The sequence below is a fragment of the Mesotoga sp. Brook.08.105.5.1 genome (genome assembly GCF_002752635.1).
Classification (GTDB): Bacteria; Thermotogota; Thermotogae; order Petrotogales; family Kosmotogaceae; genus Mesotoga.
This window is the reverse complement of the sequence record NZ_AYTW01000060.1, coordinates 1-15128: the sequence shown is the minus strand read 5'-3', so window position 1 is coordinate 15128 and position 15128 is coordinate 1. Positions and strand designations below refer to the sequence as shown.

Sequence of the window (15128 nt, the reverse complement as noted above, 5' to 3'; positions counted from 1 at the left end):
TGGTTTGCGAGGTGGTTGGATGTCAAAGACTTCTGTCTCAGTTAGGATCGAAAACGTCACCAAGGTCTTCAAAGATGTCAAAGGGAAGGCAGATGTTATAGCCGTTAACAATGCCAACTTCGATATAGAACCCGGTGAATTAATCACTCTGCTGGGTCCTTCTGGTTGCGGGAAGACGACGACGCTCAGGATGATCGGTGGATTCGAACTGCCCACAAAGGGAAAGATCTTTCTGGGGAATGAAGACATCACGTTTCTGCCGCCCAACAAAAGAGATACTGCTACAGTATTTCAGAGTTACGGGCTTTTTCCGCACATGAACGTCTTTGACAACGTTGCTTACGGCCTGAAACTGAGAAAGCTTCCCACAAAGCAAATAAAGGACAAAGTAATGGGCACTCTCGATCTGGTCGGCTTGAAGGATCTGGCCCAGAGGGCTCCTTCGAAACTCTCCGGCGGCCAACAGCAGCGTGTCGCCCTTGCGAGAAGCCTGATCGTGGAGCCTTCCGTACTGCTTCTAGACGAGCCTCTTTCAAATCTAGACGCCCTGTTGAGGGAACAGATGCGAGTCGAGATAAAGCGGATTCAGAAGACGCTTGGAATCACCACGATATACGTGACTCACGACAGGGTCGAGGCAATGAGTCTCTCGGACAGGATAATCGTGATGAAGAACGGTTTCATAAGGCAGATAGGCTCACCGAACGTGCTCTACGAGGATCCAAACTCAAAGTTCGTTGCGGGGTTTGTAGGAAAAGTAGCCTTCTTACCGGTGGAGGTTCTCGAGATGAATGGAACCTGCAAAGCAAAGTTTGAAGACAAAACAGTGGAGGTTGGCAAGTTCTCGCCGGAATTATCACCTGGAGAAGCCGCCGTGATTATGGCCAGACCCGAGTCTCTCAAACTCGTTGATCCCGGAGAGGGAATGATTGAAGGCCAGGTAACGACAAACATATATCTCGGTGGAAGCCTCGAATCATATGTGGCAACCGAGCACGGAGAACTCCTGGTGCAGATAGACAACCCCGCCGAAAAGAAAATTTATCCCGAGGGAGAGAAGGTTTCCATCGGCATTATCCCGAACCTGGCAAAAGTGCTGCCGAATAAGGATGAATGAGGGTAAGACCGTGGTTGCGGGTAGCGGTGTGGTTGGAAAAAGCAAAATATCAGTTCCAAGTTGCAAGTTGTGAGTTGTGAGCAAAGGCCGGGGTCAGAGGTTTGAGAATAGATGTAGGAAGATCGCGATCGTTCAGAGAATCTAACAATGCGTCATGCTGAACTTGTTTCAGAACCTCTTAAGAACCGTCCTTCGTTGCACGTCCCGGATCATGGACCAGTCCTTGGATAACATCAAGCGAGAAAGAGCATTATCGAGAGTTCGCTCAATCACGAGAAGAGCGAGATTCTGAGCAGGATCACCTCAGAATGACGCGATGCTAGAGAAGGCTATCACTCCATGTCACTCGTACAAACTCCTTACTTCATAACCCGTAAGCCTGCCCTAAAATGCTCTTGTTTGGGGCTCCTGTTTGGGGGCTCTTTTTTTGGACTACTATTCAGGGTCATCCCGTGATGCATGTGCACGGGATCTCTTTCTTCATCTTCAATGGCAAAAGTGGGGATTAACCGATTCTTGGATTCTTTACTATTATTCACGGAGATCCTTACCAAGAGCTTGTCAGGATGACCTAGAGTGCGAGTATCTGTTCTTCGTTTTTGGTTAGGGCAATGAAGCAAGAGCATCAGGATTCCGACCAGTAGCTTTGTCGGAATGACGAAATGCGATGTTTTCGTTCAACCCCTGGCTTATAACTTAGAACTCACAACTTACAACTGATCTTTCAGCGTATAGCGGATCTTCAAAAGCCAGTCACTGCAAGCTGTGGCGAGAAAAACTACAAGAATGCCAAACCGATTTGGCAAAGCCAGTTCTACTTCGCGGGCAAAACAAAAACAATCGAGAAAGAGAGCATAGAGAGGTTCGCTACGCTCACGAGAGAAGAGAGAGAGGGAAGTCAGTCTGCTGACGTAGGCTTCTTCTAAGTTTTGCAACTTAGAACTCACAACTTGCAACTGATCTTTCAGCGTATAGCGGATCTTCAAAAGCCAGTCACTGCAAGCTGTGGCGAGAAAAACTACAAGAATGCCAAACCGATTTGGCAAAGCCAGTTCTACTTCGCGGGCAAAGGAGCCGTTGCGTTCACGTGAAGATCGAGATTTTGACCTGAAGCTTTATCAGCTACTCTAAGTTGTCAAGTATAGAATTAGGAGAATTATGAGAGTGAAAGGTCAAATGGAACGTTGTTTTTCAAAAGTTGGTAGACCATTTCAGCTGCAGCTCTTGCAATTGCTACAAGGGCCACTTTCTTTTTCACCCCCCTCTCTATCATCTTCTCGTATTTGTTCTTGTACTTTTCAGTGTTTTTGATCAAGTTTTTAGCTAACTGGTAGAAGGTTTTTCGTAGATGTTTGTTACCCTTCTTGGAGATTGAAAGGCCGCGAGTCATATTACCACTCTGCTTAATAACAGGATCAAGGCCTATATACGATACAAAGGCTTTCCCGGAAGAGAATCTGTTTATTTCGCCTACTTCAGATACGATTTCGGCTTCTGTGATTTCAGCAATACCCGGTATGGTTCTTAGGGGATTGTCAGGGAACTTCTGAAGAAACTTCTTAATTTCCTCATCCAGGGCTTCTACGTGTTCTTTGAGAAGCTTTATTTCAGTTATGAATATGCTGGTAATAGTTGAGTAGGTTCCAAAGGTATCTGGCTTGCCTATTGAGTCTTTGAGTGAATCGATAACCTCTCTCGCTTTCTCTTCACTCCAGTTTCTGTGAGAGCTGAGCAATTTGACTGCATCTTCCTCATTGGCAAGTATCTCTTCCCTGGATGGATAAACACTCAACAAATGCAACAGCACAGGTGAACTAATTGATCTGAAGGTCTTAAGAAGTTCAGGCATGTGAATCTTCAATTTGCTCTTCAGTTTCCTTTGAAGATCAGAACAGTTTGCTACTACAGTGCTTCTCATCCTAACTAAGTCCCTGAATGCTGACATCTCTTCCTCTGGTACTTGAGAAACGCTCAGCAGATCGAATATCCTGTACATTGCAACTGCTATGCTTTTTGCATCTTTCTTGTCTGTCTTTGACCTGCTCATAGCCTTCATGAATTTGCTAAGGGTATACGGATCGAGAAGCTGTACGTCTATCCCTTTGCTCCTAAGAAATCCGTACAAGTTGCTATGATACGAACCCGTCGCTTCCATTCCGACTTGTTTCTCGCCCTTGTAAGTATTTAGCTTCTTTAGAAATTCCCTAAAACCTTCCCTGTCTTGTTTGTACTTCATGCTTTTCATTTTCTTCTTCTCAGGTAAATAGAAACAAACGTCAAAACTTTCACTGGATATGTCCACTCCTACATACAACATGAGGGTTCCTCCTTTCACAACCTCGTACAAGGTGCGGTCTTTTCGACCATTACTCTCAATCGTGTTAAGAAGGGTGCCCAACCTGGCATACAGGCTCTAAGCCTAAGGATGACGACTGGCTACTCCCTCTACCCTCATTCTATACTCTCTACTTCCTCTCTTATGACAATACACGAGAATGACGGGATTTGACTTTTTCTTTACTTTAGGGCTTGCAACTCGGAACTGAGAACTTGCAACTGCTCCATCTCAAGGACGGCGGACCGTTGACGGGCAACGGTGTTTTTCATCAGCGACCAGCGGGTTCACCGCTTTTAAGCGCACAGCGGCTCTTATGCCTGCAACTTGGAACTGACAACTTGCAACTGATCTTTCGAAGGACGTCTTTTCAAAGCTTACGTGCGTCTTCACCTGCGTCAGCAGACTGGCGTGTTCTTGCCTTCGAATGCCTTGACTGAGTTGGGCTAACAAAGTAGAATGAATTCAGCAACGCTATATGCCGTTTTTGGAGGCGATTCTGATGTTGGTTTTAGCTCATAGGGGTATGGGGAAGGGCAGATACGAGAATACGCTGAAGTCTTTTGAGGAGGGTCTGTCCTTTGGCGCACATGGCATTGAGCTCGACGTAAGGCTTACGAAGGACGGCGCAGTGATCTTGAATCACGATCCCGATCTCAAGAGAACTCTGGGATTGGATGTCAAGCTATCTGAAACGACACTCGACGAACTGGACAAGATGGACCTGATTGGATTTGATTCTCTAACTACTCTCGAAACGGTTTACAAAGAGCTCCCCGAAGAGACATTTATTGATGTCGAAATCAAGGCCGTTGAAGCCGTCCCTCAAGTAATAAAGATTATCAAGAGGTTTGATGCGGTTGAGAGAACAATGTTCTCCTCTTTTCATCATGATTGTTTGCTTGCATTCACCGAGGAGTTCTTCGGCAATCCAATGATTGCACCTATAATAGATAAAGAGATCCGCCAAGTCGGCGGCGAAGAGTATCTGGCGGGCGTCATAAAGAAGTACAAGCCCTACTCAGTAAATCTCAACAAGGATCTCTTCGAATATTTGGGATTGGAAAAGGGCCTCTCTATGTTGCGGAAGGTACGTGAAGGCGGAACAAAAATTTCACTCTGGACGCTGAACGATCAGAATTTGCGCCTCAAGGTCAGGGAAGTCTGCGACTTTTTGATCACCGACTGTTCTGATAAGATGAGGGAGGTAGTATGAAGAAAACTATACGCAAAAGTCTAATTGTCACCTTTCTAATCTTAACTTCACTGACGATGCTTCTTGTATCCTCTTGCGGAGAGAAGACAGTCCAGCCCGAAGAGCAAATATCGCTTTCTCGGGAAGAGATTCTTGCTCTTTCGGGAATTGAGGAGAGTGAGATCGATTTCAGAAAGGTCAAGCTAGACGTTTCAGGAAAGCCTCAGCTTACTATTGCCGTTTACGACGGAGAAGGGAGAGAGATCTTCTCAAAGGACTTCCCTCAAAGTGAAGTTAAGGGAGGCTACGTTGCGGTTGCAGTGATCAAATCAGAGGTACTCGATGCCTTGCGATTTCTATATGGCGTGACCGACTCGAAGGGAAGTTTCTTCCCAATAGTTCAGGACTTGCCGTACTTCCAGTATCAGAACGTTGTTGTCAACAACGCCGATGTTCCAAGAATATCCTCAAAAGGAGAGTTTAGATTGTCTAGCGTAACCTTCGGTCAGGAAAGGCAGGAGGTTTTTCTTAGAGTGAAGTAGACTCGATACTTCGGGAGGGGATTGACCTGAAAAGGCTTTTCGTGGTGGTGATTCTTATGGCTTCTTTAATGGCATTCGGAGCAAGCTTGCCCAAAGAAAGGATTCAAAATGCCCTAAGTATTCTTCAAGAGCTTTCGGAAACGGAAGACAGTGGATCTTTTGCTGAGTTGATGAGTAAGTCTAGCGGAATAGTGATTTACCCTGAGATGGTGAAAGCCGCGCTTGGATTCGGCGGGCAGTTCGGAGAGGGTTTTCTGCTCAAGAGAGGAGAAGATGGCCGCTGGTATGGACCGTTGTTTCTCAAGCTGTACGGTATAAGCTACGGATTTCAGGCCGGCGTTCAAAAGAGCGGTCTGGTGCTTGTCATTATGAACGAGAAGGGCATTGAAGGTTTTCTAAGCAATAACGTTACCCTTGGCGGAAGCGCCTCAATTTCAGCCGGGCCCACGGGCAAGACCCTCTCTGCAGATACTGATTACAAACTAGAAGCTGCCATTTACTCTTATTCAGTCAGTAACGGCATCTTCGCCGGTGTATCACTGGGCGGTTCGATTGTACGCCAGGACACCGAAACAAACAGGGAGTATTATGGGCTATCGCTTACTCCCACCGAGATTATTGAGAGGGAAGCAAGCGGAGTGGGAATCGAAGAGCTTGTTGGATTTCTCAATTCATTGATTGGCCCCAAAGAATAGGCTTGCGCTTTAGCAATAAGAAACTGCAATATTCCGAAAAGCAAATCGAGTCTCAACTTCGATGCTCAGGTTTGAGAGCTTCTGTTTTTTCGATATCCAGCCTTCACGTACTATAATGGCACCAAGGCAGTTCTTCCTTTGCCAGATAGGGTAGGTGAGGTTTTGAGACTTCTCTTGGTTCTGTTCATTGCTCTTGTAGCGGTTGGTCTTGCTGTGAATATCGAAACGATTGAGAGCCTCAAGGACAGCTGCCATAGTGCGGATTCTAAGGGCTTTGAGATGGAAGGCGGCAGCTCCGCAACCGTTACTGCAATTCCCTATGAAGCCGTCTCGGAACTGGGCATTCCGATCGATGATCTAGTAGGGCTCTTGTTTTTTGAGCTGCCGGAGAACTCTTCGGAAGTATCCTTTCTAAATGTTACTGTGGCAGGGAAATGCAAACGTGGCGAAGCTGTGGATGGGGTTTGGGCAGATCTTTATGTAATTGGGGAAGGGTTCCTTGTTCAAACTACAAGGTATGATCCATTTATTCTGATAGATTCAAATAGACTAGTAGTTGCTCTTTCGAGTTATCTCGATACGTCAGTTTACTATTCGGTTGTTCTGAACGGAAGTAGAGCAACCTTCAAATGGGAGTTCAACGTTGACTAATGATGTAGTTAGACGATCGCATTCAGAGAATAGAGCGGAGAAAGTAAATGAGAAAGCTTAGCAGAAAGATCTCACTACAGTTCCTGCTCTTCGTTCTTGCGGTGCTAACTTTGCTTGTAACGTTGCTGGCGATCACTTTCATCCAAACAGCAACCGATGAGTACAAGAGCTACCTAACCGAAAAGAAACAGTCTGTCTTTCAGTGGTTCATAGATCTGCGCAGAGATCTGAAACTCTTTGTCGATCGTTACGCTCTCGAGCAGGTCCTTGAAAGTGGGTATGACATTCTCGTTCAACTCGGTGATGAGAGAGAGATTATTCTTAACAGGTCGGCTCTTTCCGACGAAGAGATTGATGAGATCGAAAGGTCGGGAAACGGATTTAAGATGCTTGAAAGGCAGCTCGTGTACTTCTCTACAATAGTTAGCAATGAAGTTCCGTACCTCGCAGGGATTATCTTCGACAACAACGATATCGAGAGTCTTTCGTCGTTTATCGGACAGGATGGGATTGCCTTCCTGCTAATCGGCGATTACTTTGTTATTCCGAGAGAGTTCTCGGACTCAGGATTATATGTGAGGACTGTTCTGGATGAGGAGAAGTGGTCGGAAGAGACACCTTTCACTGTCAGCGAACCCAGACCGGCTTTCTCTTTCTTCTCGTCTGGTTCTCTGTTCATTGTGGACAAGGTCTCAATTGGGGGCGCAGATATCTATGTGCTGCAATCACAGGGCCTCCTCGTCAAGCTAAGAAACAGACTGCTTCCAATTATCAGCATCGTTGTCCTGGGTGTCTTCGGTTTTTCCTTCGTACTTTCATTCTCGCTAAACGCTCATATATCCAAAGCCCTCTCGGAATTGCTGAAGGGATTTGAGTCGATAAAGAAGGGGTCGTTTTCCAGAGTCAAAATCAATTCGAATGACGAGCTTGGCGAGATAGCCTCTGAACTCAACAACACCATGGTCTTCATAGAGAGGACACTGGACAGATTGAAGAATTCCAACGAGCTCCTGAGAAAAGTATCTAAAGAGGCCCAGCAGGCAAGTAAGATGAAATCGGAGTTTTTGGCGAACATGTCACACGAGATGCGGACTCCAATGAACGCTATCCTTGGGTTCGCCGAGCTTCTTATGAACGACGAGACGAACCTCGAAAAGATGAAATACCTTAAGACTATCTATAGAAGCGGTGAACACCTTCTAAGCCTTATCAACGATGTGCTTGATCTCTCCAAAATTGAAGCGGCCCGTTTCGACCTCATGATCTCCCCTTACAGCCCATCGAAACTTGTCAATGAGCTTACTGAAACTTACCTGCCGATGGCCTATTCTAAGGGTCTGCATTTTGCAAACAGCGTAACGGAAAGAGTCCCGGAGTATGTGGATGGTGACGAGTTCAGGATGAGGCAAATCCTGACCAATCTGATTTCCAACGGACTGAAGTTTACCGAGAAGGGATACGTCTCGATACTGCTTGATTATGATGGAAAGTATCTCATATATACCGTTCAGGATACAGGCTTCGGGGTCTCCAGGGACGAGCTGGAAGAGATATTTGAGCCATTCATTCAGGCAGACGGAACCATGTCCAGAAAGTTTGGTGGGACGGGTTTAGGTCTTGCAATAACCAAGAAGATAGTTGAGCTCATGGGGGGAAGGATCAGATTCGAGAGTAAGGTTGGGGAAGGATCTAAAGTGACCGTCAGAATACCTTCGCAGGTTTCTAAAGAAGCTCCAAAACAAAAGGAGAGAGCCGAAATCTCTGTGGCCGGAAAGGTCATTCTCGCATCTGACGATGACGATTTCTTGATTATCGTCGGCTCCATGCTAACGAGAAACGGCATTCATTATCAACCCGTCAAGAACCTTACAAATCTCTCCAGAGCGGTTAAGGATCTCGGAGCATCACTTGCGATCGTAGACACTCCAAAAAAAGCTAGCGAGGCCCTTACTGCCCTTGATGGTATCTACGACGCTTCAATTATCGCAATCACGGATGCTGCCAAAGACGAAGTCCAGTTCGGCGACAGAGTAGATGAAGTTATCCAGAAGCCGGTAAGAGAAGAGGAGCTGATGAAAAGTATAGGCAACTACTTCGAACTCGCTCCGAAAGCAGGCGGTAAGAAGTACAGGATTCTGCTGGCCGAAGACAACGAGGCCAACCAGCTGTTGATAAAGGAAGTGCTGGAGAAAGCAGGATATTCGGTCGATCTGGCGAGCAATGGCAAAAATGCTGTTGAGATGATACGGAACAACAAGTACAATCTCGTTCTGATGGATATGCAGATGCCGATCATGGATGGATACGAAGCCACAAAGGTATTGAGAGAAGAGGGCTACAAGATTCCTATAGTAGCTCTGACTGCCCATACCATGCAGGGAGATGAGGAGAAAACCATAGAAGCCGGTTGTGACGGCTTTCTGGGTAAGCCTGTGAGTCAGTCTGATCTTCTCGAGGTAGTTCGCTATCATCTTGGCATCTATGACAAGACCGGCAAAAAGAGAGATGGAGAACAGGCAAGATCTTACAAGGCTAAGCATACGCAAGACAGCATCTCTCTCTTCGCTAAGGATATGGGCTTGTCGTTCGAAGAGGCCTCGGCGATGTTCGAAGAATATGGGGAACACATCCACAAAACCATTGACGATATTCAGAACGCTTTGGAAAGAAGAAACTTCGACTCCATCTCCAGAGACGGACACAGCCTCAAGGGCTCCGGAAGAATGTACGGCGTTGAAGAGCTGTCTGAAGTTGGATTCAAGCTTGAAACAGCAGGAAAGAGCGGAGACGACAAGACGATTGCAGACTGTATATTGGAGCTTAAGAAACTCTATAGAAAACTCTGGGCGTAGTGCTGGCCGAAGTAACCTGAGGACGTATCACTTTGCTTTTCTCGAGAGCTTCTCTGTCAACTTTGATTCAAGTCAGCTAGAGCTAAGAATCGCCGGTATTATTACAAGTGTGGACATAGAACTGATCGCCATAGTAAAAATCGCTAGCAAACCAAATACCGAAACGGTTAGAAATCTCGAAAAAGCGAGAACTGCAAATCCCGAAATCAGAGTCGCCGCATTCACCAGCAACGCATGGCCCGCGGTTCTTGAAGCTTTGCTAGAAAGCTCCTGAAGACACAGCCCCATCTTGAGCTCTGGTCTTACTCTTTCGATGAAGTGGATCGCATAATCTATTCAGACTCCCACTGAAATGCTAGCCACGAGAACAGTTGCCGCATCAAGCGAGACCCCTAGAATACCCATGGTCCCCACACTGAACGTAACGGCAAAGAAAAGGGTAGCATGGCCACCGATCCCACCAGGAGAGAAGAAAACATTAGCGATACAAGCGACCATACGACCAGAACCGAGAATGCGAGACTGATCGCCTGGCTTCTGGAGAAACTCTCCATGTCAAAGTTGAGTAATACGGGGGTGTGCCCTTAAGGGTGACGCTGAATTCCGCTGGAAGTATCTCCTTAAGGCCATTCTCAACGCGGACAAGAGTTCGGGAGATGTCTCTTGCGTTGGTATTTCTTATGTAGGTGTGAATTGCTGCTCTTGACGAGTCTTGATTAACGGAGCCCTGAATAACGGTCCCCGCAGTCGTACCTCTAAGAAGGTTCAGCTGCACTTGAGTCGGCAGGCCAGAATAGACGCTCTCAATCAGATTTGCAAAAGTTGAGGTCTTCGAGAGAATATTAAAGCCTTCCAGGAAACTTTCCAGATCATTCAGAGTATCTATGAAGGCCGGTGTCAGTACACCGCCCGACTGGTTTGAATCAACGACTTTCAGGAGGAAGGAGGATCCACCAACCCTTTTTTTCAAAGGCCTCTACTTCCTTTGAGACTTCGCTCTCCTTCCTGAAATATTCCGAAAGATTCGACTCGAACTGCAAGTTAGCAATTCCAAACGCGCACAACTACCGCCAGAATTGACAGATATGTCACCGGTTTTCTGTGTCTGGATACTGAAAGAGAGAGTCTGTGGAGCAACCTTTCTATGAGCGGCTCCTTGAGTCCTCTTTAGGTGGCGATCACAAACCTAGTAGTTGGCAAGACTTTAATAAGCGCAAGGACGGCTAAGAGTGAGAATATCATAGCGTAGAGAATCCCGAATACGCTGAAATAACCTAATTCATGCATTGGAATCACGCTTGAGAAGGCGAGAGAACCAACCCCCCCGCTGTGGTTAGCGAGGTCATCATAACCGGCTGAATCATCGATTTCATCATCTGCATTATCGCCTCCCTCTTTACCGAGCCCTTCAAGATCTCCACTCTGTACCTGCTGAATATGTGAATACTGTCGGGGCGGCCCATGGCTATCAAAAGAATTGGAAGAACTGCACTCATAATAGTGAGTGGAGTATCCGCCACTGCCATTGGTCCGAGAGTCACCGCCACACTTGAGAGCGCTCTGATTGACGGTGTTAGAACACCCGCAACACTCCTGAAAGTGAGAAAAGTCACGAGAAAGGCAATGACTATGGCTATCGGAAACAGCAGGAGAACATCTGCAGTGACAGTGTTGTCAACTGAATAACCCAGAAATAGTTCGCCGGTCAATCTATATCTGTCCGCGCCCCACTGTGAATCGAGTGTATTCTGAATTCCCTGAATAGCCGTTTTTCCCCTGCTGCCCAGTCCGCCTCGTACATACAGTTTCACGAGGGCCGCGTCGCCTTTTGAGCTTGCCGCGAAGTAGCTATCAAAACTCTTTTCGAGCAACTTCCTGAAAGCCTTGACTTCCTCAACCGTAAGTGGAACCTGGTCGTAACCGGAACTGTCTTATGACCAGACCCTGAAGAGTGATATAGGTAGTATCAAGAGGGCTCAGAGCCCTCGAAACATTTGGAATTTGTCTTATGGTCGAGATTGTCTCGGAGAGTTTCTGCCATGAGGCGGGATCATCCATGTTTCTTAGAAGCGCAAGGTACAGCGGCTCCCAGACAGAGAACTCTCTGGCGGCCAGTTCATTCTTTCTTATGACTCCCTCGGAGTCCGAGGCAAGATTGTCGATATTTGTTTCAAATCTCAATGAAGTAACCGTCAATCCGAAAAGAACTGTGATAGCAAGAAACGCAAGAATTGCCAACTATGGAAAGATTATGCTGTAAGGCATCAGTCTTTCCGATGCTTTCAAAAAGATTCGGGTTATGAATGGCTGCTTCCCGGCCTGTAGTCTTTTCAGCTTCTCCAGCCCCCCAAAGAGGCGGTCGATTATTGATATGATACCATTGAGAATGTAGGTTGAAACATTTCGTCCTTGATAGCGATCGGCTTTCAACGTGTTGGAAATAAGAGCGAGCCTTCCAGGGTTCGCGGAGCTTTGGATCAACGTTTATTCTAGAGAGTTAATATGGAGGGAGATGCAGGTTGGATATTTCCGGAAGAATCAGAGGTGGTCTTCTTCACCTCCCTGAGTTCAGTTGCAAACTCCTCTTTTGATGCATCGTTTTTGCTTTGAGTAGCTTCAGTCATGTTATATTGATTAGTCGGATAGTTAGCCCGGGATAGGGGAAAGTGAAGGGGATCATGGACCCGACCCGAAGTTTTGGGCTTCCACAGAGGTTTTTCCTATAAGGGAGGAGAGATATATGAGCACAGTCTATTTCACGGATATCGATACTACTCCGCAGATGGGGCTCCTGAAAAAGGTTGAGGCTCTTCTAAAGAGAGCGAAACTTGAAGAAGTGGTGGAAAAGAACAGGCTGGTTGCCGTTAAGCTCCACTTTGGAGAGTACGGAAATCTCGCATACATCCGTCCAAACTTTCTGAAGGTTATAACGGATCGGATCAAGGAACTGGGAGCCGTGCCTTTCTTGACAGATGCCAACACTCTTTATAAGGGCAGCAGATCCAATGCTGTAGACCATATGAAAACCGCTTCACTGAACGGCTTCACGATGGAATCTGTGGGTGCTCCAGTTGTAATTGCAGATGGCTTGAGAGGTTCAGACGAGATTGAAGTGGAGATTGACGGCGAGTACATAAAGAAGGCGAAAATAGCATCGGCAATCGCTCTGGCTGACTCCCTGGTAGTCGCAAGTCATTTCAAAGGACATGAACAGACGGGATTTGGGGGAGCTCTTAAGAATATCGGAATGGGAGCAGCCTCAAGAGCGGGAAAGATGGAACAGCACTCCGAATCTAAGCCCGTTGTTAGAGAGTCAAGATGTGTGGCCTGCAGAATGTGCGAAAGGAACTGCCCAACAGGAGCAATAACCGTTGAGAGAGTCGCAAGAATAGACTATGAGCTCTGCATTGGCTGCGGTCAATGCATCGCTATGTGCAACTACGGTGCGATGACGGCCGGACCTGGAGGAACCCCCGAATCGCTGAGCAAGAAGATCGCCGAATACGCTCTCGCCGCTACGAAGGGTAAGAAGGCCCTTTACATCTCCTTCATCAACAATGTATCACCCGATTGCGATTGCTGGCACATAAACAGGCCCCCGGTGGTTGATGATATTGGAATAGTCGCCAGTAGAGATCCCGTTGCACTGGACAAGGCATGCATAGATCTTGTAGTAGCAAGGCTGGGATACGATCCTTTCGAAAGGGCCCATCCCGGTATCACATGGCGTTATCAACTTGAACACGCCGAGAAGATCGGCCTTGGCAAGACAGAATACAAACTCGAGAAAGTCGCCTGCTTCGGTGAGTAATAGTTCCGTGTTTGATCAGAGACCCGGCTCTTGAATCAGAGTGGCTCCTCTACAAGTTCTCGAATAATCGCGCTCAGTGTTTCAAAGCTGAATTTCCGGCTTCCTAGCTCGAAATTGCTTTCTGTTACTTCCCTGTATCTCACCGGATCGAAGAGAAGTCCGAGCGTATCCTCGCTCGCTCTCTTTAGATTGAGTTCTGGAACTTCAACCAGTCCTTCTACATAGCTGTACTGATCGCCTAGATCCACAAAGGAGATTCCACTGTCCTGAATATCGCTCTTGAAGACACTGTATCTAAAGAGGGCAATCGGTTTTCTGGCGAAAAGGGCTTCTAAAAGCTGATTACCCCAGCCTTCATAAACGGTTGGATATACCACGATATCTGCGATACTATACGATTCGAAGAATGACTGCTGAATCGATGATGTCAGAGAAGAGATATCGATTACTTCAACACCCAACCTTGAAGCGAGACTATCCAGCTTATTTCTGTAATTCAAAGACTGTTTCTCCGTCAACCCGGTCAAGACAAGAACCGTCCTCCCGGTGAAAACCTTATTGCTGTACAACTTCTTTCCTGCAAAACCCTCTGCAATCTTTCTAAACTCGGCCGTGAGCCTTATTGCTGTCTCAACCGCCTTTCTCTCTGTTATCCTTGTCGCCTGCAGAAATACGATGTCTCCATCGTCTATCCCGGCTGCGCTTCTAAATTTCCGATTGTTCTCTTCCGACACCCAGCTCATACAGTGAAAGTCCATAACATTCGGCACGACCTTGGCCCGAATGCCTCTCCTTGCCAATAGGTCTGAAGCGGAGATCGAGTTTATTGCCAAGTTCCTCACGTTCTCAAGATCCGGCGGGAAGTTGTTATTCAGTAATTCCATGACACTTCCGTATGGGCTTCTGTAGTATGGGCGGTCCCACCAGAAATCGTGATTGTGGGAGATGAAGGACTTTCCGCTCTCCTCAGCAAAGTCGTGCAAAGCCAACCCCGAAGGTATTGACCACCCGAGAGACCAGATATTGTTTGGAATCACAAGATCGTATCCAGAAAGAGCGTATCTGAAACTGCCGAGAATCTGAGAGGTCCGTATTGAAAGCTCCTCATGAATCTCCCTTTCGGTAGCCGGTTCATAGCCGTAGAGCTTCAAATTCAGCTTCTCATTTGCCTCGTCGTTGTACTCGATCTCGGGAATAATTACATCTACTCCCGGGGCAGCATTCCCGGCGACAATATCCACCTCATGTCCCATTCCGGTCAGTACTTTCTTCCACTTCTCCATTTCCAGAGAGACGCCGTCCATCAAACCGGCCCTATAATGAATCAATCCTATTCTGATAGAAACACCCCATTTCTAAAAGCATATTTCGATACCAATATCCTACATTCCCACTCCAATGTCAATAGAATGGTAGCAAGCACGTATCGTTTTGTAACCGGTGACAAAGATGCTAGAATCCATTGAGTTTTTCCAGCTGAAACTGGTCAAAGTTTCTTGCAGGCATAGGAAGAGAGGTGATGTTTTGAAGAGTGGTGTGGTGCTATCCGGATGCGGAGCTGAAGACGGAACGGCAATCGGTGAAGCGATACTGACCTTTCTTGCTCTGGAAAGAGCGGGAGCAGAGATCATCTGTGTTTCCCTTGACAAGGATCAATACGAGGTATTCAATCATCACACGAGGAAGTCGGCAGAACTTGAGCAGAAGAGGAATCAGCTCATAGAATCGGCCAGAATTCTGAACCGCCCGGTGAAAAGTATAGAAACAATCAGTGAAGATGAGTTCGACCTGCTTGTCATTCCTGGTGGAAATGGTGTACTCAAGAATCTATCAACCTTCGTGGACGAAGAAGATCAGTTCAGAGTGAACAACGGGCTACAAAAACTCCTTGCCGGCTGTTTCATCAAGAAGAAGCCTCTGGGCGCGATCG

13 protein-coding genes and 1 pseudogene are annotated in these 15128 nt (G+C 46.8%); 9 read left to right on the top strand and 5 right to left on the bottom strand.

The window, feature by feature from the left end:
* Positions 1 to 19 precede the first annotated feature (19 nt).
* On the top strand, positions 20 to 1117 hold the full coding sequence (locus tag V512_RS13790; RefSeq protein ID WP_099831025.1) for an ABC transporter ATP-binding protein: 1098 nt from the start codon (positions 20 to 22) through the stop codon (positions 1115 to 1117).
* 1156 nt (positions 1118 to 2273) lie between these two features.
* Here the strand turns inward: V512_RS13790 and V512_RS13780 are convergent.
* Positions 2274 to 3434 carry an IS110 family transposase gene (locus V512_RS13780; RefSeq protein ID WP_099831023.1) on the bottom strand — a complete coding sequence of 387 codons (1161 nt, stop codon included), beginning with the start codon at positions 3432 to 3434 and terminating at the stop codon, positions 2274 to 2276.
* A gap of 520 nt (positions 3435 to 3954) precedes the next feature.
* Between V512_RS13780 and V512_RS13775 the strand changes: the two genes are divergently transcribed.
* From V512_RS13775 to V512_RS13755, 5 genes are all read left to right on the top strand, one after another.
* Positions 3955 to 4668 carry a glycerophosphodiester phosphodiesterase family protein gene (locus V512_RS13775; RefSeq protein WP_099831022.1) on the top strand — a complete coding sequence of 238 codons (714 nt, stop codon included), beginning with the start codon at positions 3955 to 3957 and terminating at the stop codon, positions 4666 to 4668.
* On the top strand, positions 4665 to 5189 hold the full coding sequence (locus tag V512_RS13770) for a hypothetical protein (RefSeq protein ID WP_099831021.1): 525 nt from the start codon (positions 4665 to 4667) through the stop codon (positions 5187 to 5189). Before V512_RS13775 ends, V512_RS13770 begins: the two co-directional genes overlap by 4 nt.
* Positions 5190 to 5245: 56 nt before the next feature.
* Positions 5246 to 5884 (top strand): lipid-binding SYLF domain-containing protein, encoded by a 639-nt coding sequence (locus V512_RS13765; protein ID WP_243392457.1) that lies wholly within the window; start codon positions 5246 to 5248, stop codon positions 5882 to 5884.
* Between the two features lie 162 nt (positions 5885 to 6046).
* Positions 6047 to 6535: a hypothetical protein gene (locus V512_RS13760; protein ID WP_099831019.1), complete on the top strand. Its 489-nt coding sequence runs from the start codon at positions 6047 to 6049 to the stop codon at positions 6533 to 6535.
* A gap of 47 nt (positions 6536 to 6582) precedes the next feature.
* Positions 6583 to 9387 carry a response regulator gene (locus V512_RS13755; RefSeq protein WP_099831018.1) on the top strand — a complete coding sequence of 935 codons (2805 nt, stop codon included), beginning with the start codon at positions 6583 to 6585 and terminating at the stop codon, positions 9385 to 9387.
* 72 nt (positions 9388 to 9459) lie between these two features.
* Here V512_RS13755 and V512_RS14465 read toward each other — a convergent pair whose 3' ends face one another.
* The 3 genes from V512_RS14465 to V512_RS13745 form a co-directional block, all read right to left on the bottom strand.
* Positions 9460 to 9711 carry an MMPL family transporter gene (locus V512_RS14465; protein WP_258006136.1) on the bottom strand — a complete coding sequence of 84 codons (252 nt, stop codon included), beginning with the start codon at positions 9709 to 9711 and terminating at the stop codon, positions 9460 to 9462.
* Between the two features lie 154 nt (positions 9712 to 9865).
* On the bottom strand, positions 9866 to 10357 hold the full coding sequence (locus tag V512_RS13750; RefSeq protein WP_099831017.1) for a hypothetical protein: 492 nt from the start codon (positions 10355 to 10357) through the stop codon (positions 9866 to 9868).
* 322 nt (positions 10358 to 10679) lie between these two features.
* On the bottom strand, positions 10680 to 11258 hold the full coding sequence (locus tag V512_RS13745; RefSeq protein WP_099831016.1) for an MMPL family transporter: 579 nt from the start codon (positions 11256 to 11258) through the stop codon (positions 10680 to 10682).
* A 185-nt stretch (positions 11259 to 11443) separates the two neighbouring features.
* Between V512_RS13745 and V512_RS13740 the strand changes: the two genes are divergently transcribed.
* Positions 11444 to 11647 (top strand): hypothetical protein, encoded by a 204-nt coding sequence (locus V512_RS13740; protein WP_133117348.1) that lies wholly within the window; start codon positions 11444 to 11446, stop codon positions 11645 to 11647.
* A 480-nt stretch (positions 11648 to 12127) separates the two neighbouring features.
* Positions 12128 to 13198, top strand: a complete 1071-nt coding sequence (locus tag V512_RS13735; protein WP_099831014.1) for a DUF362 domain-containing protein — start codon at positions 12128 to 12130, stop codon at positions 13196 to 13198.
* Positions 13199 to 13233: 35 nt separating this feature from the next.
* Here the strand turns inward: V512_RS13735 and V512_RS13730 are convergent, their stop codons facing one another.
* Positions 13234 to 14526: a glycosyltransferase family 4 protein gene (locus V512_RS13730; RefSeq protein WP_243392456.1), complete on the bottom strand. Its 1293-nt coding sequence runs from the start codon at positions 14524 to 14526 to the stop codon at positions 13234 to 13236.
* A 196-nt stretch (positions 14527 to 14722) separates the two neighbouring features.
* Between V512_RS13730 and V512_RS13725 the strand changes: the two are divergent.
* Positions 14723 to 15128, top strand: a pseudogene (locus tag V512_RS13725) (isoprenoid biosynthesis protein ElbB); the annotation flags it as partial.